Origin of the sequence: Propioniciclava coleopterorum (assembly GCF_011393335.1) — a bacterium.
Lineage (GTDB): Bacteria > Actinomycetota > Actinomycetes > Propionibacteriales > Propionibacteriaceae > Propioniciclava > Propioniciclava coleopterorum.
Genome location: NZ_CP049865.1, coordinates 1,036,532 through 1,060,348, shown reverse-complemented (window position 1 = coordinate 1,060,348; position 23,817 = coordinate 1,036,532). Strand labels below are relative to the sequence as shown.

At 73.3% G+C, this 23,817-nt stretch carries 21 protein-coding genes and 4 pseudogenes; 15 read left to right on the top strand and 10 right to left on the bottom strand.

All coding sequences use genetic code 11. The annotated features are described in order from the left end of the window. Window positions 1-144: 144 nt before the first annotated feature. Window positions 145-734, bottom strand: a pseudogene (locus tag G7070_RS05165) (inorganic diphosphatase). Window positions 735-848: 114 nt separating this feature from the next. On the opposite strand from G7070_RS05165, the gene dacB reads away from it, so the two are divergent. From dacB to hpt, 4 genes are read left to right on the top strand one after another with little or no spacing between them, the layout of a single operon-like run. Further along, complete coding sequence (gene dacB, locus G7070_RS05160; RefSeq protein ID WP_166232502.1) at window positions 849-2,234, top strand: D-alanyl-D-alanine carboxypeptidase/D-alanyl-D-alanine endopeptidase; 1,386 nt, start codon at window positions 849-851, stop codon at window positions 2,232-2,234. 52 nt (window positions 2,235-2,286) lie between these two features. Then, window positions 2,287-3,261 (top strand): zinc-dependent metalloprotease, encoded by a 975-nt coding sequence (locus G7070_RS05155; protein WP_166232500.1) that lies wholly within the window; start codon window positions 2,287-2,289, stop codon window positions 3,259-3,261. Continuing rightward, window positions 3,261-4,403 carry a tRNA lysidine(34) synthetase TilS gene (gene tilS / locus G7070_RS05150; protein WP_166232498.1) on the top strand — a complete coding sequence of 381 codons (1,143 nt, stop codon included), beginning with the start codon at window positions 3,261-3,263 and terminating at the stop codon, window positions 4,401-4,403. Before G7070_RS05155 ends, tilS begins: the two co-directional genes overlap by 1 nt. Beyond that, on the top strand, window positions 4,292-4,828 hold the full coding sequence (gene hpt / locus G7070_RS17595; RefSeq protein ID WP_246227685.1) for a hypoxanthine phosphoribosyltransferase: 537 nt from the start codon (window positions 4,292-4,294) through the stop codon (window positions 4,826-4,828). Before tilS ends, hpt begins: the two co-directional genes overlap by 112 nt. 38 nt (window positions 4,829-4,866) lie before the next feature. Here the strand turns inward: hpt and G7070_RS05145 are convergent, their stop codons facing one another. From G7070_RS05145 to G7070_RS05130, 4 genes are all read right to left on the bottom strand, one after another. After that, window positions 4,867-6,054: a hypothetical protein gene (locus G7070_RS05145; protein ID WP_166232496.1), complete on the bottom strand. Its 1,188-nt coding sequence runs from the start codon at window positions 6,052-6,054 to the stop codon at window positions 4,867-4,869. Between the two features lie 281 nt (window positions 6,055-6,335). After that, complete coding sequence (locus G7070_RS05140; RefSeq protein WP_166232494.1) at window positions 6,336-6,635, bottom strand: winged helix-turn-helix domain-containing protein; 300 nt, start codon at window positions 6,633-6,635, stop codon at window positions 6,336-6,338. Then, window positions 6,632-7,057, bottom strand: coding sequence for a hypothetical protein (locus G7070_RS05135; RefSeq protein ID WP_166232492.1), 426 nt, complete (start codon window positions 7,055-7,057; stop codon window positions 6,632-6,634). The genes G7070_RS05140 and G7070_RS05135 overlap by 4 nt, the downstream gene beginning before the upstream one ends. Continuing rightward, a complete protein-coding gene (locus G7070_RS05130; RefSeq protein ID WP_166232490.1) occupies window positions 7,054-7,281 on the bottom strand; it encodes a hypothetical protein in 228 nt (75 codons plus the stop codon). The genes G7070_RS05135 and G7070_RS05130 overlap by 4 nt, the downstream gene beginning before the upstream one ends. A 271-nt stretch (window positions 7,282-7,552) precedes the next feature. Here G7070_RS05130 and ftsH point away from each other — a divergent pair. The 8 genes and pseudogenes from ftsH to G7070_RS05095 form a co-directional block, all read left to right on the top strand. Continuing rightward, a pseudogene (ftsH, locus tag G7070_RS05125) lies at window positions 7,553-9,790 on the top strand (ATP-dependent zinc metalloprotease FtsH); the annotation flags it as partial. A 160-nt stretch (window positions 9,791-9,950) separates the two neighbouring features. Continuing rightward, a complete protein-coding gene (gene folE / locus G7070_RS05120; RefSeq protein WP_166232486.1) occupies window positions 9,951-10,514 on the top strand; it encodes a GTP cyclohydrolase I FolE in 564 nt (187 codons plus the stop codon). An 8-nt stretch (window positions 10,515-10,522) separates the two neighbouring features. Continuing rightward, entirely contained in the window at window positions 10,523-11,383 is an 861-nt protein-coding gene (gene folP, locus G7070_RS05115) for a dihydropteroate synthase (RefSeq protein ID WP_246227375.1), read from the top strand. Between the two features lie 2 nt (window positions 11,384-11,385). Then, window positions 11,386-11,745 carry a dihydroneopterin aldolase gene (folB, locus tag G7070_RS05110; protein WP_166232484.1) on the top strand — a complete coding sequence of 120 codons (360 nt, stop codon included), beginning with the start codon at window positions 11,386-11,388 and terminating at the stop codon, window positions 11,743-11,745. Continuing rightward, window positions 11,742-12,052, top strand: a pseudogene (gene folK / locus G7070_RS18415) (2-amino-4-hydroxy-6-hydroxymethyldihydropteridine diphosphokinase); the annotation flags it as partial. The gene folB and the pseudogene folK, both read left to right, overlap by 4 nt. A 6-nt stretch (window positions 12,053-12,058) precedes the next feature. Next, window positions 12,059-12,235 carry a 2-amino-4-hydroxy-6-hydroxymethyldihydropteridine diphosphokinase gene (locus G7070_RS19765; protein WP_431977965.1) on the top strand — a complete coding sequence of 59 codons (177 nt, stop codon included), beginning with the start codon at window positions 12,059-12,061 and terminating at the stop codon, window positions 12,233-12,235. Then, the gene (locus G7070_RS05100; protein WP_166232482.1) at window positions 12,232-12,756 is read left to right on the top strand and encodes a DUF3180 domain-containing protein; all 525 of its coding nucleotides are present in this window, start codon (window positions 12,232-12,234) and stop codon (window positions 12,754-12,756) included. The genes G7070_RS19765 and G7070_RS05100 overlap by 4 nt, the downstream gene beginning before the upstream one ends. 74 nt (window positions 12,757-12,830) lie before the next feature. Then, window positions 12,831-13,376: a coiled-coil domain-containing protein gene (locus G7070_RS05095; RefSeq protein WP_166232480.1), complete on the top strand. Its 546-nt coding sequence runs from the start codon at window positions 12,831-12,833 to the stop codon at window positions 13,374-13,376. Between the two features lie 7 nt (window positions 13,377-13,383). On the opposite strand, the gene G7070_RS05090 is transcribed toward G7070_RS05095, so the two are convergent. After that, a complete protein-coding gene (locus G7070_RS05090) occupies window positions 13,384-14,505 on the bottom strand; it encodes an NADH-quinone oxidoreductase subunit D-related protein (RefSeq protein ID WP_166232478.1) in 1,122 nt (373 codons plus the stop codon). A gap of 108 nt (window positions 14,506-14,613) precedes the next feature. On the opposite strand from G7070_RS05090, the gene G7070_RS05085 reads away from it, so the two are divergent. Both G7070_RS05085 and G7070_RS05080 read left to right on the top strand, forming a co-directional pair. After that, entirely contained in the window at window positions 14,614-14,940 is a 327-nt protein-coding gene (locus G7070_RS05085; RefSeq protein WP_166232476.1) for a histone-like nucleoid-structuring protein Lsr2, read from the top strand. Window positions 14,941-15,130: 190 nt separating this feature from the next. Further along, a pseudogene (locus tag G7070_RS05080) lies at window positions 15,131-17,655 on the top strand (ATP-dependent Clp protease ATP-binding subunit). A gap of 952 nt (window positions 17,656-18,607) precedes the next feature. On the opposite strand, the gene G7070_RS05075 reads toward G7070_RS05080, so the two are convergent. From G7070_RS05075 to G7070_RS05060, 4 genes are all read right to left on the bottom strand, one after another. After that, on the bottom strand, window positions 18,608-19,465 hold the full coding sequence (locus G7070_RS05075) for an HhH-GPD family protein (protein WP_246227679.1): 858 nt from the start codon (window positions 19,463-19,465) through the stop codon (window positions 18,608-18,610). Window positions 19,466-19,560: 95 nt separating this feature from the next. Beyond that, window positions 19,561-20,601, bottom strand: coding sequence for a DNA integrity scanning diadenylate cyclase DisA (disA, locus tag G7070_RS05070; RefSeq protein WP_206079952.1), 1,041 nt, complete (start codon window positions 20,599-20,601; stop codon window positions 19,561-19,563). Between the two features lie 39 nt (window positions 20,602-20,640). Beyond that, window positions 20,641-22,038: a DNA repair protein RadA gene (gene radA, locus G7070_RS05065; RefSeq protein WP_166232474.1), complete on the bottom strand. Its 1,398-nt coding sequence runs from the start codon at window positions 22,036-22,038 to the stop codon at window positions 20,641-20,643. 117 nt (window positions 22,039-22,155) lie between these two features. Then, a complete protein-coding gene (locus G7070_RS05060; protein ID WP_166232472.1) occupies window positions 22,156-22,794 on the bottom strand; it encodes a VOC family protein in 639 nt (212 codons plus the stop codon). 127 nt (window positions 22,795-22,921) lie between these two features. Between G7070_RS05060 and G7070_RS05055 the strand changes: the two genes are divergently transcribed. Next, entirely contained in the window at window positions 22,922-23,755 is an 834-nt protein-coding gene (locus G7070_RS05055) for a sugar phosphate isomerase/epimerase family protein (RefSeq protein WP_246227371.1), read from the top strand. Window positions 23,756-23,817: the final 62 nt, after the last annotated feature.

Sequence of the window (23,817 nt, the reverse complement as noted above, 5' to 3'; positions counted from 1 at the left end):
CGGTGGGCGGGTTCTTGTGGTGCGGGCCGCTCGGATGCGGCCAGCCGTCTGCCCTCAGGCTAACCGGAGCCGCCGACCTTTCCCGGGGACGCGACGGCGCCCCGGCCGCTCGCGGGGAGCGGGCCGGGGCGCCGAGGAGGAGGTTCAGTCGTGCAGGCCGCCGACGGTGTCCTTGGCGTCGCCGCCGGGCGGCGGGGTGAACTCGTTCTCGAACGACGTGCCGCGGGCGCGATCCCAGGACTCGAGGATCTCGGCCTCGGCCTCGGCGCGGCCGGTCCAGATGGCGCCCTCGACCGACTTGCCGGGCTCCAGGTCCTTGTAGACCGTGAAGAAGTGCTCGATCTCGAGCAGCGACAGATCCGGGATGTCGGTCAGGTTGCGCGTCGACTCCTGGCGCTTGTCCGCGATCGGGACGCACAGCACCTTGTCGTCGCCGCCCATCTCGTCGTGCATGCGGAACATGCCGATCGCGCGGCACTCGATGAGCGCGCCGGGGAACGTCGCCTCGGGCAGCAGCACCATGGCGTCGAGCGGGTCGCCGTCCTGGCCCAGGGTGCCCTCGATGAAGCCGTAGTCGTTGGGGTACGCGGTCGCCGTGAACAGCGTCCGGTCGAGACGGATCCGACCGTTGTGGTGGTCCATCTCATACTTGTTCTTGGTTCCCTTGGGATCTCCACGGTCACGTCGAAGTGGAGCGGGGGCTTCACCTTGGGCCGTTCGAAGGATGCGCGCATTACCGTCCTTGGTTGATGAGGAGCTTCCGTGCAACAACAGGCTACCGCTTGCGCGAAGATGGAGGGAACGGGCGTTTGCCGCCCCGAACGGTGTCAGGACGAAGGAGGGCGCGGGTGAGTGCTGCACGACGGGCGCGGGGACGCGCCGGGTGGGTCTGGCCCACCCTGGTGTGGATCGTCGCCCTCACCCTCGTCGCCGCCACCGCTGCGCTGCAGGTGGTCATCCGCCCGCAGCTCGCCGACGACCCGCTCGTGGGCGGGGGACGCCTCGATCGGCCCGCGACCGCGGCGGCGCCGACGGCCGTCCTGCCCGAACTCGCCGCCCCCACCCGCGAGGTGGACGCGGCCACGCTGACCGCCCGCCTGCAGGCGCTGCCCCGCGACGGGCTCGGCGACGTCGCCGGCCTCGTCGTCGACGCCCGCACCGGCGCCGAACTGTTCCGCACCGGGGCGGGGGCCAAGACGCCGGCGTCCAGCATGAAGGTGCTCAGCGGCGCGGTGGCCCTGGACGTGCTGGGCGCCGACACCCGCTTCGAGACCCGCAGCTACCTCACCGGCGACGGCCGCCTCATCCTGCGCGGCGGGGGCGACCCCTTGCTCGCGTCCGCCCATCAGGACGCCTACCCGCACGCCGCCTCCCTGCAGGACCTCGCCGCGCAGACCGCGGCTGCGCTCCAGGCGCGCGGCGTGAGCGCGGTCACGCTCGGCTACGACGCCGGCCTGTTCGGCGGTCCCGCCTGGAACCCCCACTGGCCCGAGACGTTCGCCACCTCGGTCGCCCCGATCACGGCGCTCACCGTCGACCACGCGCGCCCCGACCGGGCGTCCTGGACCCGCAGCCCGGACCCGGCCCGGCTCGCCGCCGACACGTTCGCCGGGCAGTTGGCCGCCCACGGCATCACCGTCTCGGGCACCGCTCCGGCCGCGACGCCGTCGGACGCCACCGAGCTCGCCGCCGTGGCGTCCCTGCCCGTCGGCGTCCTGGTCGAGCGGGTGCTGGGCGACTCCGACAACGACGCCGCCGAGACCCTGCTGTGGCACGTCGCGCTCGCCCGCGGGCGGGCGGCGACGCCCGAGGACGGCGCGGCGGTGCTGGCCGCCGAGCTGAGCCGGCTCGGGCTGTGGAGCGACGGCATGGTCGCGCACGACGGGAACGGCATCTCGGGCGACAACCAGGTCACCCCCGACGCGCTGGTCGGCGCCGTCCGGCTGGGGTTGGAGCGGCCCGACCTGCGCCACCTCATCACCGGGCTGCCCGTCGCCGGCGTCACCGGCACGCTGTACGAGCGCTTCGAGGGCGCCGACGCGCTGGCCGGACGCGGCATGGTCCGCGCCAAGACGGGCACCATCCGCGGCGTCAACACGCTCACCGGTTACGTCGTCACCTCCGACGGCCAGCCGCTCGCGTTCGCGCTGATGACCTCCGGCGGCGCCGGCCAGACCTCGGCGCGCGCCTGGCTGGACCGGGCATCCGCGGCCCTGGCGTCCTGCGGCTGCTGACCGGCCCGGTGACCGGCCGCGGGGCGCCGCGGACGCCCGTACTCTTGGCGGCATGACAGCGCTGCCTCACATCGACGCCCGCGTCCCCGGTGCGCTCGGAGCGGCCCTCGCGCCCCCCGGCCCGGCGCTGTCGCCGTCGGAGGCGGCCGAGGTCGCCGGCTCGCTGCGGGCCGCGCTGGCGGCGTCCGTGGCGCCCGTCGCCGCCGTGACGGGCCTGGGCGACGTCGCCTCGGGCCCGATGCTGGTGGTCGACCGCGCCTCCTGGATCCGCGCCAACGCCGACATGGCGCTGACCATGCTCGCCGAGGGCGCGCAGGAGTCCTGGCCGCAGCCCGGCGGGATGCTCGAGAAGATCTCCGGCCGGTTCAACGGCGCCCAGCTCGGCGGGATGCTGGCGCTGCTGTCGTCCCGCATCCTCGGCCAGTACCTCCCGTTCGCGGCCGAGCCCAAGCTCGTCGTCGTCGCCCCCAACGTCGTCAAGGTCGAGCGGGAACTCGGCGTCGATCCCGCCGACTTCCGGCTCTGGGTCTGCCTGCACGAGCAGACCCACCGCCTGCAGTTCGCCCGCGCCCCGTGGCTGCGGGCCCACCTCATCGAGCGGGTGGGGCGGCTGCTGCGGGCCGACGAGGCCCCGCGCCGCGGGCGTCCGCACACGCTGATCGAGGCCGTGACGACGCCCGAGCAGCAGCGCATCCTGGAGGACGTCACCGCCGTCATGAGCCTCCTGGAGGGGTACGCCGACGACATGATGGACCGCGTCGGCCCCGACGTGGTGCCGAGCGTCGCCACGATCCGGCGCCGGTTCGAGAAGCGGCGCGGCCGCGGCGGCTGGACCAAGGCGCTCAACAAGCTGATGGCGATGGACCTCAAGCTGGCCCAGTACCGCGACGGCGCCCGGTTCTGCCGCGCCGTCATCGGCCGGGTCGGCGTGGACGGCCTCAACCGCGTCTACGACGCGCCGGAGTTCCTGCCGACCCCCGCCGACATCGCCGACCCGGCGCGCTGGGTCGCCCGCGTCCACGGCTGATGGCGCGGCGGGCGCTCGGGCCGGCGACGCTGGCTCTCACCCGGGCCGTCGCCGCACTGCCGGAGGCGCCGTGGCTCGTCGCCTGCTCCGGGGGCGCCGACTCGCTCGCGCTCGCCTGGGCCGCGCACCATGTGGCGGGGCGCCGCGGCACCCCCGTGCGCGCGGTGGCCGTGGACCACGGCCTGCGCGCCGGCTCGGACGTCGTGGCCGCCGCCGTCGTGGCCCGCCTGGCGGGCTTCGGGCTGGACGCGGTGGCGGCGCGGGTGGCGGTCGCGGGGGAGGGCAATGTCGAGGCCGCCGCGCGTGCGTCCCGGTACGCGGCGCTGGAGGAGCGTGCCGCCCCCGAGGAGGCGATCCTGCTGGGCCACACCCTCGACGACCAGGCCGAGACCGTGCTGCTGGGGCTGGCGCGCGGTTCGGGCCCGCGCTCGCTGGCCGGCATGGCCCCGGTCCGCGGCCGCCTGCTCCGCCCGCTGCTGGGCCTCACCCGGGCCGACACCGCCGCGGCCTGCGCCGAACTGGGGCTCGAGCCGTGGCAGGACCCCATGAACGAGGATCCCCGGTTCGCGCGCGTCCGCGTCCGGACCGCCGTGCTGCCGCTGCTGGAGCGCGAGCTGGGACCCGGGATCGCCGCGGCGCTCGCCCGCACCGCCGACCTGTGCCGCGACGCCGCCGACGCGGTGGACGACCTCGCCGCACCCCTGGCGTCCGTGCCCGAACCCGCGTGCGCCGACCTCGCCGCCGCCACCGCGGGCGTCCGCCGCGCCGGGCTGCGCGCCTGGCTGGCGGCGCGCGGCGCGACCGACCTGTCCGCGCGCCACGTGGAGGCGGTCGAGGCGCTGGTGACCCGGTGGCGGGGCCAGCGCGGCGTCGACGTGCCGGGGGGCCGGGTGACGCGATCGGGGACGCGCCTTCGGTTCCACCCCCGAGGGGGTGAGGGCAACCCGGGGAGAGTTGCCCCCCAGTCGCCGGGGATGCCGCGCGTCCGGCCCGCCCGGCGGGATAGTCTGTCCCGGTGGATGCAACGCAGATCAGCTCCGAGCTCACCAAGGTCCTCTACACCAACGACCAGATCCAGGAGCGGCTCACCGAGTTGGCCGCCCAGATCGACGAGAAGTACCGGGGCAAGGACCTGCTCCTGATCGGGGTCCTCAACGGCGCCGTGATGGTCATGGCCGACCTGTCCCGCCACCTCGCCACCCACCTGCAGATGGACTGGATGGCGATCTCCTCCTACGGCTCCGGCACCCAGAGTTCGGGCGTGGTGCGCATCCTCAAGGACCTCAACACCGACATCGAGGGGCGCCACGTCCTCGTCGTCGAGGACATCATCGACACCGGCCTCACGCTGGCCTACCTGATCCAGAACCTGAACTCCCGCAAGCCGGCTTCGCTCGAGATCATGACCATGTTCCGCAAGCCGGACGCCCTCAGCAGCCCGGTCGACGTGGCGTACGTGGGCTTCGACCTGCCCAACGAGTTCGTCGTGGGCTACGGGCTGGACTACGCCGGCCGCTACCGCAACCTCACCGACGTCGGGACGCTGGCCCCGCACGTCTACAGCTGAGGCGTCGCTCCCCGCCCGCGCGGTCGGGCCCGTCGGCGTCAGGGACCCCCGAGGGTGACCTCCCGGACGCGGCAGTACGCCTTGTGGCAGAGGTCCGCCAAGGCGTCCACCTCCGCTGCGGCCTCCGCGTCCCTGGCCACCGCGCCGAAGGTCTGCTGCATCCGCAGTCGCAGGTGGAGTTCGCCGAGCACCTGGACCAGCGAGGAGCGCATCCCACGGGCCTGGCCGTCGGTCAGCGCGATGCCGGCCAGGCCGGCCATGGCCCCCAGGAACGAGCGGTCCCGTGCGGTGAACGGCAGGGGGTCGCGGCGCCCCACCCACAGCCGGCCGAGCGATCCCGACGGCCCGGACACCTCCTGGTCAACGAACGAGGTCCAGTGGTGGCAACCGATCGGGTTCGCGTGGGAGCCCGTCGACGGGTCGAGGGGGTCGGGCAGGCCCACGCCGAGCAGGGTCGTCCCGTCGGAGCACGCCTGCGGGACGTCCCCGCCGGAGTCGAAGCGCACGGTGCTCGCGGTGGCGGGGTCGACGATCACGGCGGCCGCGTCGGCGTCCAGCAGGTCGCGGGCGTAGCCGGCCAGCGACGTGAGCGTCGGCAGAGTGCCCGACTGCCGGGAGATCGATGACAGGACCGCGCTGAGGGCTTCGCCCTCGTCGCGTCGGCGGTGCAGGCCCGCGACGTCGGTGGCCAACTGGGCGGCGCCGGCCACCTGGGTCGCCAGCGCCGAGAGGGTGGCCGGCCCCACGCCCGCGCGCAGGTCGTCGGCGTTCGGACCCCACAGCCTCAGGTGCCCGACGGTCCGTTCGCCCTCGCGCAGCGGCACGTCGAGGTCGGGTGAACCGTTGAGATCGCTACTGTGCCCGGCGTGGGCCTGGATCGCGTCCCCGCCGTCGGGCAGCAGGGTCAGGGCGACCCCGTCGATCAGGGTGCCGAGCAGGGCGGCCGCGGCGGCGTCGGCGATCGATCGGGCGTCCCCCCGGCCGTGGCTCGCCGCCGACACGGCGTCCGCCAGACGCAGGTCGCCGTCGTGCCGCATGACGGCCTCCTCGGCGCGCCGGACGCTGCGCACCATCAGGGCGGTGGCCGAGGCGATGAGCGCGGCCGCGGCGACGATCAGCGGCCCGCGCCACGGGTGCACCTGATCGCTCAGGCCGGGCAGCGTCGCGAACGAGTCGTGCGTCACGGCCATCACGACGATGACGACGACCGGCGCGATGACGCTCACGGCCATCAGCCGGCGGCTGACCACACGCGGTGGCCCCTCCCACGCCGAGCCCCCTCGCCCGGCGTCGCGGCGCGCTGAAGTCACTGTGACACCCTCTCCCGAACCCCCCACGGGCGTCGCTCACGGCGACGGATCACTGTAACTCGCCGTGGGGGAGTTCCGCTGGCTTACGGAAGAGTCTGATCGAACCGGTCGACAACGGTTCCGTCGGAGTTCCTCCCGCTGCCGACGGTGGGCCCGTGCGCGTGCTGCACGACCCATGCGGGGCGCCGGGGCCGGCGTCAGCCGCCCGCGATCTCCCGCAGCGCCGCGAGGTGGTGCTGCCACTGCTCGCGCCCGCGGGGGGACAGCGACAGCCACGTCCGCGGGCGCTTGCCGACGTAGCCCTTCCTGATGTCCACGATCCCGAGGTCCTCCAGCGCGGACGCCTGCCGGGACAGCACCGAGTCACTGACCTGGAGTTGGTCGCGCAGGGTGGCGAAGTCCATGTTGTCGGTGGCGTTGAGCGCCGCGACGAGGGAGAACCTGACCGGGTGTGTCAGCGCCTCCACGAGTTGATGGCGCGGGTGAATGGCGGTCATCGCGACGCCTCGACCCACGCCCCGACCAGCGTGACCGCGGTGAGCGCCACGCTCGCCACGACCACGAACCAGGCCTGGCCGGCGAAGAGCCACGACGTGCCCACCACGCCGGCCACCCAGACGATGCCCCAGACGAGCATCGTCACGCGCCAGCGGTGGCCGAAGCCCCGCTTGATCGACCGGCCGAAGACGCCGCCGAAGGCGAGCAGGGCTCCGATCCAGGCGAACAGCAGCGCCATCGGCAGCCAGATCATCACCGGCGGGACGTAGGCGAGGGCGACCAGCGCCAGCGACGACGCCGCCCCCATGCCGAGCAGCCCCGCGATGTGGGGCCAGCTCGCGCCGGCCCGCGCGGTCGCGCCGGCGCTGTCGGCCTGCTCGAGCAGTTCGCGGGCCCGCTGCGGGTCCAGGGGGGCGGTCATCGCTCGGCCCTCGCCTGCGCGAGCTGGCGGTCGAGGGACACCGTGACCGACGCCCCGAGCGCGATCAGCGCGACCGCCAGGGTGCCGCCGATCACCATCAGGGCGGGGAAGTGCGCGACGGCGCCGTACACGAACAGGGCGACCATGGCGACGACGCCGAGGGCGGGGCCCAGCCACGCGTAGCGGCGGGAGATCTCGAGGCGGGCGATCTTCGACTCGTTCATGGGGATCCTTTCGTGGTGCCGGGTGGGTGCTCCCGGTTGTTGGACTCAACGCTAACAACTACTTTCCAAACACGCAAGTAGTTTTCGGAGGCGCCAGCGGGGAGTTGCGGGCGTCCGGGCCGCCGGGTGGCGAACCCGGCGGAGGTGGGGGAGGTGGGCGCGCGGCCCGCCGGGACGTGGGGGGCGTTGTCCGTCCGCGGCACGGGCCGGGCCGGATTGGGGCGGTGCAGTACCGTTGTCCGCGCTACACAACACCTAGAACGGGAGTGGCATGAAGGCTCCTCGGTTCCTGCGCAGTCCCATCCTGTGGATCCTGGCAGGCTTCCTCATCATCATGCTCGGCATGAATCTGTTCTCGGCCTCGAGCCGCTACCAGCAGGTCCCGACCTCGCAGGTGGTCTCGGTGATCCAGGGCAACGACCCCCTCAAGGAGGTCGTGATGGTCGACGGGGACCAGGAGATCCGGATCGAGATGGCCGGGGACAACGGCGCACGCATCCGCGCGAACTGGGTCGGGCAGCAGAGCAACGAGATCGTCGACCGGCTCAACGAGCGCGTCGCCGCCGGCACCCTGGAGTCCTGGAAGGCCGAGAACCCCGACCGCGGCCTGATGTCGATGTTCCTGATGGGGGTGCTGCCGTTCCTCATCATCGGCGTGCTCTTCTTCTTCATGCTCAACAGCGCCCAAGGCGGCAACCGCGTCCTCGGGTTCGGCAAGTCCAAGGCCAAGGTCGCCAGCAAGGACACCCCGCAGTCCACGTTCAAGGACGTCGCCGGTTGTGAGGAGGCGATCGAGGAACTGCAGGAGATCCGCGAGTTCCTCTCCGAGCCGGGCAAGTTCCAGGCCGTCGGAGCGAAGATCCCCAAGGGCGTCCTGCTGTACGGACCGCCCGGCACCGGCAAGACGCTGCTGGCCCGCGCCGTCGCGGGCGAGGCCGGCGTCCCCTTCTTCTCGATCTCCGGCTCCGACTTCGTCGAGATGTTCGTCGGCGTCGGCGCCAGCCGCGTCCGCGACCTGTTCGAGCAGGCCAAGGAGGCCGCCCCGGCCATCATCTTCATCGACGAGATCGACGCCGTCGGACGCCACCGCGGCGCCGGCATGGGCGGCGGCCACGACGAGCGCGAGCAGACGCTGAACCAACTGCTCGTCGAGATGGACGGCTTCGACGTCCGCGGCGGCGTCGTGCTGATCGCGGCGACCAACCGCCCCGACGTGCTCGACCCGGCGCTGCTGCGTCCGGGCCGCTTCGACCGGCAGATCCCCGTCGAGGCCCCCGACATGAAGGGCCGCCTGCAGATCCTGCAGGTGCACGCCCAGAACAAGCCGATGGCCCCCGACGTCAGCCTGGAGACCGTCGCCAAGCGGACGCCCGGCTTCACCGGCGCCGACCTGGCCAACGTCCTGAACGAGGCGGCGCTGCTCACCGCGCGCCAGAACCAGCAGTGGATCACCAAGGCGAACCTGGACGAGGCGATCGACCGGGTCATCGCCGGCCCGCAGAAGCGCACCCGCGTCATGAACGAGCGCGAGCTCCTCATCACCGCCTACCACGAGGGCGGACACGCCCTGGTCGCCGCCGCCATGCCCGGCAACGACCCCGTGCAGAAGGTGACGATCCTGCCGCGCGGCCGAGCGCTCGGCTACACCATGGTCATGCCGGACGCCGACAAGTACAGCCAGACCCGCGGCGAGCTGCTCGACCAGCTCGCCTACATGCTGGGCGGACGCGCCGCCGAGGAGCTCGTCTTCCACGACCCGACCACCGGCGCGGCCAACGACATCGAGAAGGCGTCCAAGGTCGCCCGCGCGATGGTCACCGAGTACGGCATGAGCGAGACCGTGGGGGCCGTCAAGTATGGCTCCGGCGACCACGAGCCCTTCGTCGGGCGCGAGATGGGCGGCGGCGGGCGCGACTACTCCGAGGACATCGCCGGCACCATCGACCGCGAGGTCGAGCAGCTGATCATGACGGCGCACCAGGAGGCCTTCGACGTCCTGGCGGAGAACCGCGAGGTGCTCGACGAGCTCGTCCGCCAGCTGTTCGAGCACGAGACGCTGGACAAGGAGCAGGTCGCCCGCGTCTTCGAGCCGCTGAAGAAGCGTCCGCGCCGCCCCGCCTGGACCGGCTCGGAGAACCGCCGGCCCAGCGACGTCCCCCCGATCGACCCGCCGGAGCGCAAGATCCCCGAGCCGATCGCGCCGCGCCCGGCGCAGCCGATCCCCGGCGCCAACGGCTGGGACGCCCGCCCCGGCCAGCAGGGGCCGCAGGGGCAGCCCGCACCCCGCCCGGGCCAGGGCCAGCCGTGGGGCCAGCAGTGGCCGCAGCAGCCCTACCCGGGCCAGTACCCCGGCGCACAGCAGCCGCCGCACGGCGCACCGCCCCAGCCCGGCGCCCAGGGTCGCCCGGGCCCCTATCCCGGTCAGCCCGGTCCGGGGCAGCCGGGTCCCGGCGCGCACCGTCCGGGCCAGCCGCCGTACCCCGGCGCGCCGCAGTACCCGGGTCGCCCGCCCTACCAGGGCGCCCCGCCGTACGTCGGCCCCGGCCAGCAGCCGCCGCAGGGCCAGCAGCCCCAGGGCCCGCAGCCGCAGGGCCAGCCCGCCCCGGGCCAGCGCCCGCAGCAGCCCGGACCCGCGCCCGAGCGGCCCACCGCGGACGAGGAACGCTGACGTGGCCATCGATCACGAGCGCCTGACCGCGGCCGTCCGCGAGGTGCTCTTCGCCATCGGCGAGGACCCCGATCGCGACGGCCTGCGCAACACCCCCGACCGGGTGGCGCGCGCCTGCGCCGAGATGTTCGCGGGCCTCGACCAGGACCCGGCCGACTACCTCGGCATCACCTTCGACATCGACCACGAGGAACTCGTCCTGGTGAAGGACATCGAGCTGTGGTCGACCTGCGAGCACCACCTGCTGCCCTTCAGCGGGGTGGCGCACGTCGCCTACATCCCGAGCCCCGAGGGTCGGATCACGGGCCTGAGCAAGCTGGCCCGGCTGGTCGACGTGTTCGCCCGCCGGCCGCAGGTGCAGGAGCGCCTCACCAGCCAGATCGCCGACGCGCTCGTGGAGCACCTCAACCCGCAGGGCGTCATGGTCGTCATCGAGGCCGAGCACCAGTGCATGACGATGCGCGGCGTGCGCAAGCCGGGCAGCAAGACGGTCACCTCGGCCGTCCGCGGCGGCCTGCGCAACGCCGCGACCCGGGCCGAGGCCATGAGCCTCATCATCGGCTGAGGACACCCGTGAGCCGCCTGCCCGGCGCCGTCCCCGGACGGCCGCACCCGGGGCGTCCTCTGGTGGTGGGGATCCTCAACGTGACCCCCGACTCGTTCTCCGACGGTGGGCGCTGGGCCGACCCCGCGGCCGCCCTGGGGCACGGGCTGCGCCTCGCCGCCGACGGCGCCGACCTCGTGGACGTCGGCGGGGAGTCGACCCGCCCGGGCGCGGCGCGCGTCGCCCCGGCCGACGAACTGGCCCGCGTCCTGCCGGTGGTCGAGGGCCTCGTGGCCGCGGGCGTGCCCGTCTCGGTCGACACTTCGCGGGCGTCCGTCGCGGCCGCCTGCCTCGCCGCGGGGGCGTCCTGGATCAACGACGTGACCGGCGGGCTGGGCGACCCCGAGATGCTCGACCTCGTCGCCGCCTCAGGCGCGGGCTACATCGCGATGCACACGCGCGGCGAGTCCTCCGACATGGCCGACCGCGCCCACTACAGCGACGTCGTCGGCGAGGTCGCCGCCGAGCTCGCCGCCCGGCGGGACGCCGCCCTCGCGGCCGGAATCGCCGCGGACCGGCTCGTCCTCGACCCGGGCGTCGGGTTCGCCAAGAACGCCAGCCACAACTGGGAGATCCTCCAGCGCTGGGACGCCTTCGAGGCGCTGGGGCAGCCGTTGCTGCTCGCCGTCAGCCGCAAGGCGTTCCTGGGCCGGCTGCTCGGCGGCGACGACACCCCCGTGCCCCCGGCCGAGCGCGACGACGCCTCGGTGGCCCTCACCGCGGTCTTCGCCGCGCGGGGGGTGTGGGGCGTCCGCGTCCACCCCGTAAAGTCACACGTGGACGCGGTGCGCGCCGTGTCCCGCCTCACACGATCCGAAGGGGACGACTAGCCATGCAGACCGTCACGATCACGCTCACGGGCCTGCGCGCCCGCGGCTTCCACGGAGTGCTCCCCGAGGAGCGCGAGCAGGGCCAGGAGTTCGTGGTGGACGCCGTCCTCGAGGTGGAGCGGCCGGACACGTCCGACGACCTGGACACCACGGTCGACTACGGCGCGCTCGCCGAGGCCCTCACCGAGGACATCGAGACCGACCCCGTCGCCCTGATCGAGACGCTGGCCGGGCGGCTCGTCGCGACCTGCCTGATCCCGGAGGCCGTCCGGCGCGCCACGGTCACCGTCCACAAGCCCGCCGCACCGATCGACGTGCCGTTCTCCGACGTGGCGGTGACGCTCACCGGGACGCGTCCGTGAGGGTCGTGCTCTCCCTGGGCGCCAACCTCGGCGACCCGCGCGACCAGCTCGGCCGGGCGCTGGAACAGCTGGCCGCGGACCCGGCGATCGCCGTCGAGGCGGTCTCCGACGCCTACGAGACCGCGCCGATCGGCAAGACCGACCAGCCCGCGTTCCTCAACGTGGCGGCGCTCGTGCGCACCGACCTCCCCCTGCCCGAACTGCTGGCCCGCACGCAGGCGGTCGAGACCGCGCTGGGGCGGGTCCGGCACGAGCGCTGGGGCCGCGCACCCTCGACATCGACATCGTCGCCGCGGGCGGGCTGACCCTGGAGTTGCCCCACCTCACGGTGCCGCACCCGCGCGCCCACGAGCGGGCGTTCGTGCTCGTGCCCTGGCTCGAACTGGACGCCGACGCGCACCTCCCCGGCCGCGGCCGCGTCGCGGACCTGGTCGCCGCCCTGCCCGACCAGGGCGTCCGCCGCGCCGGACCCCTGGAGGGCCGGACGTGAGCGAGCCCACGATCGCCCCGACGCGTCCGGTGCAGGTGATCGCCGCCGCCGTCGTCGGCCTGGCCGGCACATGGCTCGCCCTGTCCTGGTGGCAGGGGAGGGGCAACACCCTGCCGATCCCCGGCGTCGTGGCGTGGGCGTCCGTCGCCGTGATCGCGGTGGGGGTGGGCTACCTGACGTGGCGCACCCGCAGGACGCTGGCCGACGACCCCACGTCGCTGGACCCGCAGCAGGCCGTGACGCGGCTGCTGCTGGGCAAGACGTCCCTGCTCGCTGGGGCGTTCCTCGGCGGCGCGTACCTCGCCGTGGCGCTGCTGGCCCTGCCCGGGCTGCCTGCGCCGCTCGCGGTGGAGCGGGTGGTGCACGGGGGGCTGGCCGTGGTCGCCTGCGTCGCCTGGGCCGTGCTGGGCGCCCGCCTGGAGAACGCCTGCCGGATCCCTCCCCCGAGGGGGACAAGGACGCTGACACGCCCGCCCGGTGACGGCGCCTGCGCGGTGCGGCGGGCTAGCCTGTCAAGGTGACAACCACGATTGCAACCCGTTCCCGTCGCCGGGCATTGCTCGGCGCTTCCCTGTCGGTGGGCACGATCGTCTCCTTGGCACTCCTCGTCGCCAGCTTCTTCCTCTGGCCGCTCGCCATCGCGGCCGTCTGCGTCGCGCTCCTGACCGCTTTCCTGGTCTGGTGGAACGGCACGGTCGAGCGGAACGAACTGCGCGAGAGCGCCCAGGAAGAGGGGGTGACCGCCCGCGCCCAGGAGCGCGAGCGTACGCACGTCCTCCATGCCCGTCAGCGCGAGGTCCTCAGCACCGTCGACCAGCGCACCAAGGCCACTCAGGCGTCCCTGAGCCAGGTCACCGCCTCCCTCGGCCAGGCCGAGGCGCAGATCTCCACGCTCCGCGGCGACAACGAGGCGCTGAAGATCGAGAACGAGACGCTCACGGCCGAGAACGCCGACCTGCGCTCGCGTCTCGACTCCGAGCCGTCCTCCGAGGCGGCCGAGGTCCTGGCGCTGCCCCGCCGCACCGCCACCGACGGTGGCATGCAGTGGAGCGACCTGGAGGCGCCGACCGTCGTCAACCTGGATCTGCTCCGCCTCGCGGCGCCGCTCCTCGATGAGGTCAAGCAGGCGCACGCCAACTGACCCGCCCCTACTTGTCCAGGTCCCCCGCCACCCACGGCAGGGAGGCCAGGGCGAGGGGAAGATCTTCCAGCGTGGCCCCGGTGAGAACCGCGGGCCACGCTGCCACGTTCGCCGCCGACGCCGTGCGCAGCCGCAGCCGCCACGGCGTCGTCGCGCCCCGGGACGTCACCACCACGCCGGCGCGTCCCAGCGGCGCCTCGACGGCGGAGACGAAGTCGCCCTCCGGCAGGCGGATCGCCTTGGGGAGATGGGCGCGGAGCGGCCCGGCCGACAGCCCGTCCAGCACCCGGCCGATGATGAGCGCCGAGGCCGGGATCTCGGCCAGCAGGTGATCGAACCGCGACCACGCGTCCCCCTCCATCGCCCCGTCGGTGGCGAGGGCGTCCCGGACGCCCGCGTAGCCCGGGTCGGCGAGCCGGAGGTCGGTCCGCACGCCTGAGGCGCGCGCGACCGGACCCGCCAGCCCGTAGGCGTCCACGACGGCGGGCGTCACCACCGCCACGCCGCGGCCGAGGTCGGACGCCGCGAGGTGCGCGCGCAGCCGTCCCGCCAGCGCCGTCGCCTCGCGCAGGGTGGCCAGGAGCGACTCGACCGTGGGCGGGTCGATGTCGGCCGCCACGCCCCCCAGTCGCACCGCCATGGGGTGGACGCGGTTGCCCGTCCATTCCGCGAGCCGGGCGCGCAGGGCCGCGCGGACTTCGTCGGTCGCCAGGTCGCCGCGCCCCCATCGAAATCCCAGAAATGACAGGTACGCCAGGTGCGACGAGATTCGGGCGTGTTCGGCCAGGGCGACGCGGATCGCCACCGCGCGGGCCGGCACTTCGATGCCGAGGGCGTCCTCCACCAGTCTGGCGATGGCCCACTCGCCGAAGAACGGCGCCTGCCAATCGTGTCGATTCGCGAGACTGAGCGCCTGACGATAATCACGGGCTGGGAAGATGAGTTCCGCGCCCCGATGCAACGCGCCGGGCGAGGGATCGATCGCAGTGATGCGACCATCGCGATGACTGAGGGTTCCCGTCAGCATCCCCGCCGAGCCCGGGTGGCTGGGACCCAGGTCGATTTCCATAGCGGGGTTATGCGCGTGGGGAATTGCACGGATGGCGAACGTCGAATCCTCCGGAACCATCCTGCAATTGTATTTACCGTATTGCCCCACGCCAACCTGGGGTATAGGTTCGAGATCACGTAAATGGTGGCGACACCGCACCACCATTGCCTCGCTGGAAGGGAACCCATGGCGCAACGCGTCCGCATTGAGCTTACCGACGATCTCGACGGCACCCCTGCCGACGAGACGATCACTTTCGCGATCGACGGCGTCACCTACGACGTCGATCTGACCTCCGAGAACGCCGACAAGTTGCGCGAAGCCGTGGCCCCCTACGTCGCCGCCGGGCGCCGGGTCGCGGGCCGTCAGACGCGTCGGGGCAAGAGCGCCGCGGCGTCCGGCCCCTCGGCCAACGAGATCCGCCAGTGGGCGCGCGACCGGGGCATGGACGTGTCCGAGCGTGGCCGCGTGAGCGATCAGGTCAAAGCCGCGTACCAGGCCGCGCACGCCTGATCCGCACGGAGACGAGCCCGGGGCGTCCGCGTCCCGGGCTCGATCTGCGCCGCGGCCGATCCTCGATTGCGCCGCAGGCGAACAAAGCCCGCCCCCGGAACAAGGGCTCTCGCAGGGGCGTTGACTAGACTGACGAAGAAGCCCGTGCCCCATGCGGGCAGTCCGGCTCAGCCGGAGCGAAGGAGAGCTCATGTTCGATCGGTTCACCGACCGCGCGCGGCGCGTGATCGTCCTGGCACAGGACGAGGCGCGCATGCTCAACCACAACTACATCGGGACCGAGCACCTGCTGCTCGGCCTCATCCACGAGGGCGAGGGCGTCGCCGCCAAGGCGCTGGAGTCGCTGGGGATCTCCCTGGAGTCCGTGCGCGCGCAGGTGGAGGACATCATCGGCCCGGGTGAGCAGGCCCCGACCGGTCACATCCCGTTCACGCCGCGCGCCAAGAAGGTCCTCGAGCTGTCCATGCGCGAGGCGCTGCAGCTCAACCACCCCTACATCGGCACCGAGCACATCCTGCTCGGCCTGATCCGCGAGGGTGAGGGCGTCGCCGCCCAGGTGCTGATCAAGCTCGGTGCGGACCTCAACCGCGTCCGCAACCAGGTGCTGCAGCTCCTGTCCGGCTACCAGGGCAACGAGAAGCCCTCGACGGCCGGCGCCCCCGAGACCCCGCAGCAGCAGGGCAACCAGACGATCCTCGATCAGTTCGGCCGCAACCTCACCCAGGCGGCGCGCGAGAACAAGCTCGACCCGGTCATCGGGCGCGAGAAGGAGATCGAGCGCGTGATGACGGTGCTGAGCCGTCGCACCAAGAACAACCCCGTCCTGATCGGCGAGCCCGGCGTGGGCAAGTCGGCCTGCGTCGAGGGCCTGGCGCAGCAGATCGTGCGCGGCGACGTGCCCGAGACCCTGCGCGACAAGCAGATCTACACCCTCGACCTCGGCGCGCTCGTGGCGGGTTCCCGCTACCGCGGCGACTTCGAGGAGCGCCTGAAGAAGGTGCTCAAGGAGATCAAGACCCGCGGCGACGTGGTGCTGTTCATCGACGAGATCCACACCCTGGTGGGTGCGGGTGCCGCCGAGGGCGCCATCGACGCGGCGTCCATCCTCAAGCCGATGCTGGCCCGCGGCGAACTGCAGACCATCGGCGCCACCACGCTGGACGAGTACCGCAAGCACATCGAGAAGGACGCCGCCCTCGAGCGCCGCTTCCAGCCGATCCAGGTCGCGGAGCCGTCCATCTCGCTGACGATCGAGATCCTCAAGGGGCTGCGCGATCGCTACGAGGCGCACCACCGCATCATCATCACCGACAGCGCCCTGACGGCGGCCGCCCAGCTGGCCGACCGCTACATCCAGGACCGCTTCCTGCCCGACAAGGCGATCGACCTGATCGACGAGGCGGGCGCGCGCCTGCGCATCAAGCGGATGACGGCGCCGCCGGACCTGCGGGAGATCGACGAGCGCATCGCCGTCGTCCGCGGGGAGAAGGAGGCCGCCATCGACGGCCAGGACTTCGAGCGGGCCGCTCGGCTGCGCGACGACGAGAAGAAGCTGATCTCGGAGCGCACCGAGAAGGAGGAGCGCTGGAAGACCGGCGAGGTGGGCACGCCCGCCGAGGTCGGTGAGGAGGAGATCGCCGAGGTGCTGTCCAGCGCCACGGGCATCCCCGTCTTCAAGCTGACCGAGGAGGAGTCGAGCCGCCTGCTGAACATGGAGGCGGAGATCGGCAAGCGCTACATCGGCCAGACCGATGCGGTGAAGGCCCTCGCGCGCTCGATCCGGCGCACCCGTGCCGGCCTCAAGGACCCGAAGCGTCCCTCCGGTTCGTTCATCTTCGCCGGCCCCTCGGGCGTCGGAAAGACCGAGCTGACCAAGGCGCTGACCGAGTTCCTGTTCGGCGACGAGGACGCGCTCATCACCCTCGACATGTCGGAATACTCCGAGAAGCACACCGCTTCGCGGATGTTCGGCTCGCCGCCCGGATACGTGGGCTACGAAGAGGGCGGCCAGCTCACCGAGAAGGTGCGGCGCAAGCCGTTCTCGGTGATCCTGTTCGACGAGATCGAGAAGGCGCACCCCGACATCTTCAATTCGCTGCTGCAGATCCTCGATGAGGGTCGCCTCACCGATGCGCAGGGTCGGGTCGTGGACTTCAAGAACACGGTCATCGTGATGACGACGAACCTCGGAACGCGCGACATCTCGAAGTCGGTCAACCTGGGCTTCAGCCGCAACGATGATCCGGTCGGCGGATACGAGGCGATGAAGGCGAAGGTTTCCGACGAGCTGAAGCAGCACTTCCGCCCCGAGTTCCTGAACCGCGTCGACGAGATCATCGTGTTCCACCAGCTCACGCCGGCGGATATCGAACACATCGTCGACCTGATGGTCGCGCAGGTGGAGAGCCGCCTGAAGGACCGCGACATGGGCATCGTCCTCACCGACGCCGCCAAGTCGCTGGTCGCCAAGCGCGGCTTCGACCCCGTGCTGGGTGCCCGTCCGCTCCGCCGCGCCATCCAGCGCGACATCGAGGACAACCTGGCCGAGAAGATCCTGTTCGGCGATCTGCACCCCGGCGAGATCGTGGTGGTGGACGTGGCCCCGAGGGCTCCGAGCTGCCGTTCACGTTCACCGGCCAGCCGCAGACCGCCCTGCCGGATCACGCCCCCGTCGAGCTGACCGGCCCCGACGAGGCCCCCGGCCAGACGGCCTGACCTTCTCACGCGAGCCGCCCCCGGCGTCCACCCGGACGCCGGGGGCGTTCCGCGTCCGGACGCGTCGGTGAGGTGCACCGGACGCGCCCGGCATCACCTTCTGTTGCGAAGGCCGCCCGCGTTTGCGACGAGTCGCCCCCGTCCGCAACGAGCCGCCCCCGTCCGCAACGAGCCGCCCCCGTTTGGGACGAGCCGCCCGCGTCCGCGACGAGACGCTCCCTCTTGCGACGAGTCGCCCGCGTCCGCGACGAGTCGCCCGCGTCCGCGACGAGTCGCCCGCGTTTGGGATGGGCCGCCCCCTCTTGCGACGAGGCGCCCCCCGTCCACGACGAGTCGCCCGCGTTTGGGACGAGTGGCCCGCTTTGGTGTCAGTTGCCCCCTTTGCAACGGGGGCAACTGGCGCGGACGGAGGCGTCTGGGTTCTGGCGTGCCCGGTGCGGAACCGAGGCGGGCGCCGGCGCTCCCTCTTGCGTCGAGTCGCCCGCATCCGCGACGAGTCGCCCGCGTTTGGGACGGGCCGCCCCCTCTTGCGACGAGCCGCCCGCGTCCGCAACGAGTCGCCCGCGTTTGGGACGAGTGGCCCGCTTTGGTGTCAGTTGCCCCCTTTGCAACGGGGGCAACTGACGCGGACGGGGGCGTCTGGGTGCCCGGTGCTGAACCGAGCCCAGCGCCGGCGCCCCCTCTTGCGTCGAGTCGCCCGCGTTTGCGACGAGTCGCCCCCCGCCTGCTACGATCCGCCCGCAGTTGCGATGAGCCGCCCCCGTCCGCGACGAGCCGCCCGCGTTTGCGACGAGCCGCCCGCGTTTGCGACGAGCCGCCCGCGTTTGCGACGAGCCGCCCGCGTTTGGGACGAGTGGCCCGCTTTGGCGTCAGTTGCCCCCTTTGGAACGGGGGCGACTGGCGCGAAAGGGGGCGTCTGCGGGGTCGGCGCCCGGGAAGGGCGACCCCGGGACTAGAGCGTCAGCGAGCCGTCGGGGAGGCGGCGCACGAGGGCGTCGGTGAGCAGGCTGTCCAGGGCCCGGGACGCCTGGGAGGGGTCGACGGGCCAGGCCGCCAGCACGTCGTCCGCCGCGACCGGGCCGGACGCCTCCCGCAGCACGCCCAGCAGGACGCCGCGGCACTGCCGGTCGGTCCCCGCGTAGGCCTGCCCGCGGCGCGGGGGCCCGGCGTGCGCGGGGCGTCCGGCGGCCAGCCACGCGCAGTCGCGGCGGACGGGGCACGCGCCGCAGTCCGGGTTCGTCGCGGTGCACACCAGCGCTCCCAGTTCCATGGACGCCGCCGCCCAGGTCGCGGCTGCGAGGTCGTCGTCGGGCAGCCAGGCCGCGGCGCGGTCGCGTTCGGCCCGGGTGAGGTGGTCGGCGGGGAACTCGACGCCGCCCTCGAGCCGCGCCAGCACGCGGCGCACGTTGGTGTCGAGGACGGCGTGGCGCTGCCCGAACCCGAAGGACGCCACGGCGGCGGCGGTGTACTCACCGACCCCGGGCAGGGCCAGCAGGGCGGCGTGGTCGGCGGGCACGTCGCCGCCGTGGTGGTCGCGGATCGCGGTCGCCGCCGCATGCAGCCGTTGGGCGCGCCGCGGGTAGCCGAGCCGACCCCACGCGCGGACCGCCTCGCCCGGTTCCTCCGCTGCCAGTGCACTGGGGGTCGGCCAGCGCTCCAGCCAGGCCGTCCACACGGGGAGCACGCGCGCCACCGGGGTCTGCTGCAGCATGAACTCGCTGACCATCACCCCCCACGGGCCGGCGGAGGGTTCGCGCCAGGGCAGCGGCCGGGCGTGCAGGGCGAACCACGCGTTGACCCGGCCGACGATGCGGGTGCGGACGCCGGCACCTGCGACCGGCCGGGGCTGGTCGCCGCGGGCGGAAGCCGGGGGCGTCTCCGTGCCGGCGGGGCGTGGGGGCGGCACTAGTCGGCGGTGTGGGCGCCCAGGTGCGCCAGCGTGTCGCGCAGCGTGCGGGCGGCGGGCTCGGTCAGGCCGTCCACGGCCATCAGGTCCGCGTGGGACGCGGCCGCGATGCCGGGCAGGTCGCCGAACGCGCCGACGAGCCGGGCGCTGACCCCGGCGGCCAGCCGCGGGACGGCGGCGAGCTGGCGCAGGCCGCGCGGCCGGATGGGGGAGTCCAGGTGCAGGTCCGAGCCGAACCCCAGCGCGCGGCCGACCAGGACGATGTCGAACAGCTCCTGATCGTCGAGCCGGGTCAGGCCGCTGAACGGCATGGCCTCGGCATCGTCGGGGACGTAGTCGCGCTGGACGAGCGAGCCCAGCGGCGTCAGGTCGTCGATCAGGTCGCGCAACTGCAGCGCGGGCAGCCGGCCGTCGACGCCGAGCGCCGCCACGTAGGTGGACGCCTCGTCGGCGAGCCGGTTCGTCATCTCGAACCGCTGCCCGACGTGGGCCAGGTCGCGCAGGGTGACCGCGTCGTGGACCTCCAGGTCGGTGAGGCGGGCCAGGGACGCGGTGAGCCGCTCCCGGTGGACGCCGATGCCCGCCAGCGCCTGCGCGGCGCGGGCCACCAGCTCGTCGGAGCGCGGCACGACGACCCGCGGGCCGCCGGTGAACAGCGAGATCGTCGACATGGACGCCGACACGGTGACCGTGGGCAGCCCCACCTGGCGCGCCACCCGCTCGGCGGTGCGGTGCCGGGTGCCGGTCTCGCCCGTCGGCAGAGACGCCGCGGGCGAGAGGTGGACGGCCGCGGCGAGGATGCGCTCGCCGTCCTCGCTCAGCACGATCGCCCCGTCCATCTTGGCCAGCTCGCGCAGCGCGGGCGCACTGAACGGGACGTCGATGGCGAAGCCGCCCGTGGAGATCGCCTCCAGTTCGGCGTTGCTGCCCAGCACCACCAGCGCGCCGGTGTGCCCGGCCAGGATCCGATCCAGGCCGTCGCGCAGCGGGGTTCCGGGGGCCAGCGCGATGATCTGCTCTGGCAGCCTGCCGATGCTCACGCGTCACCTCCCCGGCGTCGTTGTGTCCTCACCACGAGTCTAGGCGAGCTCGCGGCCGTCGATCGGCACCACGTTGGTCCGGGGCGGTCCGAAGGCGGCGGCCAGGGCGTCCTCCAGGGTGAGGACCTCCACCACGGCCAGACCCGCCGCCACGGCGTCCTTGCCCGAGCCCGCGGGGACGATCGCGCGCTCGAACCCGAGCCGGGCGGCTTCGGCGAGCCGCCGCCCCAGCGCGGGGACGCGGCGGACCTCGCCCGACAGCCCCACCTCGCCGATCGCGACCATGCGGCCGCGCGGCTCGTCGTCGCGCATGGCGGAGGCGACGGCGATCGCGAGCGCGAGGTCGGCCGAGGGATCCGACAGGCGAACGCCGCCGACCGTGGACGCGTACACGTCCCGGGTGTGCAGCTTGTGCTTGGCGCGGCGCTGCAGCACGGCCAGCGTCATCGTGACGCGGCTCATGTCGAGGCCGTGGGTCACGCGGCGCGGCTGGGTGAGGCTGGTGGGCACGACCAACGCCTGCACCTCGGCGACGAGCGGACGCCGCCCCTCCAGGCTGACCGTGACGCAGGTGCCCGGCGTGGGGCCGCGGCCGGACGTGAACAGCCCCGAGGGGTCGGGCACCTCGCGGATGCCCGACTCGGTCATCTCGAAGCAACCGACCTCGTCGGCCGGCCCGTAGCGGTTCTTCGAAGCCCGAACCATGCGGAACGCGCCGTGCCGCTCGCCCTCGAAGGCCAGCACGACGTCGACGAGGTGCTCCAGGGTGCGCGGCCCCGCCAGCGCCCCGTCCTTGGTGACGTGCCCGATGATGAGCACCGCCATCCCGCGCCGCTTCGCCGTGCGCACCAGGGCGTTGGTGACCTCGCGCACCTGCGACACCCCGCCCGCCACGCCGTCGGTGCCCGCGGCCTGCACCGTCTGCACCGAGTCCAGGACCAGCAGGGTGGGGGAGAGGTCCTCGATGTGGCCCAGGATCACGCCGAGGTCGGACTCGGCGGCCAGATAGAGCTCGTCGTGCAGCGCGGTGGTGCGGTCGGCCCGGGAGCGGACCTGCGCCGCCGACTCCTCGGCCGTCACGTACAGGGTGCGGCGGCCCTGGGACGCCCAGCGCGCGGCCGCCTCCAGCAGCAGGGTGGACTTGCCCACGCCCGGCTCGCCGCCCAGCAGCACGACGGCGCCCGGCACCAGCCCGTCGCCGAGCACGCGGTCGAGCTCGCCGATGCCGGTCTTGATGCCGCGGGCGTGCTGCGCGTTGACCTGGGTGATCGGCTGCGCCGGCTGCGAGGGCCGCGTCGAGGACGTCGACCGGGTGGGCGCCGCCGAGGACGCCTCCGCGAGGCTGCCCCACGCCTGGCATTGCCCGCAGCGGCCGACCCAGCGGGTGGTCGTCCAGCCGCACTCGCTGCAGCGATGGGTCGTGGTGCTCCGTGCCATGGGCAAGACCCTACGCGGCCCGTCCGACAGTCCCGCGCCGAGCCGGCGCCGGCCGGGTCCGGACGCGCAGCGCCCCGGGACGCGAGGCGTTCCCGGGGCGCTGCGAAACCGTACGGCTCAGATGGTGACCAGGCCGTTGGGGCAGCGGAAGGTGACCGACTCGATGCCGGGGTGGCCGTTGGGGGCGTCGAAGGTGAGGGCGACGCCGTCGAAGACCGGGCCGAGGTCCTGGCCGATCCACTCCGAGACGCGCTCGGGGGATCCGGACAGCCGGACCTCGAGGATCTCGACGTCGGCGGGTGCCAGCGCGGACGGGCGGACGTCCTCCTCGCTGGTCCAGCGCACGAAGAACGGGAGTTGCGGGTCGGCCAGCAGGCCCTTGATGCCGATCTGGTCCCACTCGAGGCGCCGGCCGTCGGGGAACTGTCGCGAGCCGTGGACGGCCTTGCGCTCCAGCCGGTCCTCCAGCGGCGCCATGTCCTCGACCTCCAGGACCCAGGCGAGCCAGCCGCCGCCCAGCTCGGAGCGGGCTCGGACCGCCTGGCCGAACACGGCCTTCTCGGCGGCCGGGTGCTCCAGCACCTCCACCACTTCGAGGTAGCGGCCGTCGGCCACCGTCAGGATGTTGTTGCGGGTGCCGAAGCGGGGATGGAAGCCGCCGTCGCGGAAGTTCACACCCAGCGCTTCCTCCAGGCGCGCGACCGCCGGTGCGAGGCCGTCGGGACCGGCGGCGAAGGTGAGGTTCGACAAACGCATGGTTCATTCAAACCCATCGCCCGTTCAAGATGCCAATCGGCGGCATCCCCATAGTGGAACGCGGTATCACGGTCTGGAGACATCTTCAGCCGCGGGCGCGTGACCCGGGGGTCCTATGCTGGCGGACGTGAGCGCGCAACCTGCTTGGCCGGGCGCACAGGCCGCCCGGCGGCCCCTGGTGGGGCTCTCGACGTCCTCGGTCTACCCCGAGAGCACGGCGAGTTGCTTCGAGTTGGCCGGACGCCTCGGGTACGACGGCGTCGAGGTGATGGTCGGCATCGACCCGGTCAGCCGCGACGTGGACGCCCTGGTCCAACTCCGCGAGTACCACGACATCCCGGTGGTCTCGGTGCACGCCCCCACCCTGCTGGTCACCCAAGGGACCTGGGGCAACGACCCGTGGGAGAAGCTGGAGCGCTCGGCGCTGGCGGCGCACCGACTGGGGGCCGACTGCGTCGTCGTGCACCCGCCGTTCCGCTGGCAGCGCTCCTACGCCCAGGGCTTCGTCGAGGGCATCCGGCGGCTGGAGCGCACCACCGGCATCACGTTCGCGGTGGAGAACATGTTCCCCTGGCGCGGCCCCCGCACCTCCGAGGTGCGGGCCTACTCGCCGGGCTGGGATCCCACCGACCGCGACTACGACCACCTCACGCTCGACCTGTCGCACGCAGCCACCTCCCGGCAGCGCTCGCTCGACCTCATCGACGCGTGGGGCGAGCGGCTCGCGCACGTCCACCTGACCGACGGCGACGGCTCGATCGGCGACAGCCACCTGTTCCCCGGGGAGGGCGATCAGGACGCCGCGCGCGTGCTGTCCACCCTGGTGGAGCGCGGTTTCGCCGGCCACATCGTCCTGGAGGTCAACACCCGCGGCATGACCTCGCGGTCCTCGCGCGAGGCGGCGCTGGCCCGCACCCTGGAGTGGACGCGCGAGCACCTCGCCGTCCCCGCGAACCGGTGAGCGAGGAGCCTGCGGCGCCCGCGTCCCCCCAGCCCGACGCCGCGCCGACCGATGTCGCGCCG

What these genes read in the sequence shown, in the direction of transcription:
- G7070_RS05155 (WP_166232500.1), top strand. Translation starts at nt 2,287, where the DNA reads ATGACAGCGCTGCCTCACATCGACGCCCGCGTCCCCGGTGCGCTCGGA.
- tilS (WP_166232498.1), top strand. Translation starts at nt 3,261, where the DNA reads ATGGCGCGGCGGGCGCTCGGGCCGGCGACGCTGGCTCTCACCCGGGCC.
- G7070_RS05140 (WP_166232494.1), bottom strand. Translation starts at nt 6,635, where the DNA reads ATGACCGCCATTCACCCGCGCCATCAACTCGTGGAGGCGCTGACACAC.
- G7070_RS05135 (WP_166232492.1), bottom strand. Translation starts at nt 7,057, where the DNA reads ATGACCGCCCCCCTGGACCCGCAGCGGGCCCGCGAACTGCTCGAGCAG.
- G7070_RS05130 (WP_166232490.1), bottom strand. Translation starts at nt 7,281, where the DNA reads ATGAACGAGTCGAAGATCGCCCGCCTCGAGATCTCCCGCCGCTACGCG.
- folB (WP_166232484.1), top strand. Translation starts at nt 11,386, where the DNA reads ATGCAGACCGTCACGATCACGCTCACGGGCCTGCGCGCCCGCGGCTTC.
- G7070_RS05090 (WP_166232478.1), bottom strand. Translation starts at nt 14,505, where the DNA reads ATGGTTCCGGAGGATTCGACGTTCGCCATCCGTGCAATTCCCCACGCG.
- G7070_RS05085 (WP_166232476.1), top strand. Translation starts at nt 14,614, where the DNA reads ATGGCGCAACGCGTCCGCATTGAGCTTACCGACGATCTCGACGGCACC.
- radA (WP_166232474.1), bottom strand. Translation starts at nt 22,038, where the DNA reads ATGGCACGGAGCACCACGACCCATCGCTGCAGCGAGTGCGGCTGGACG.
- G7070_RS05060 (WP_166232472.1), bottom strand. Translation starts at nt 22,794, where the DNA reads ATGCGTTTGTCGAACCTCACCTTCGCCGCCGGTCCCGACGGCCTCGCA.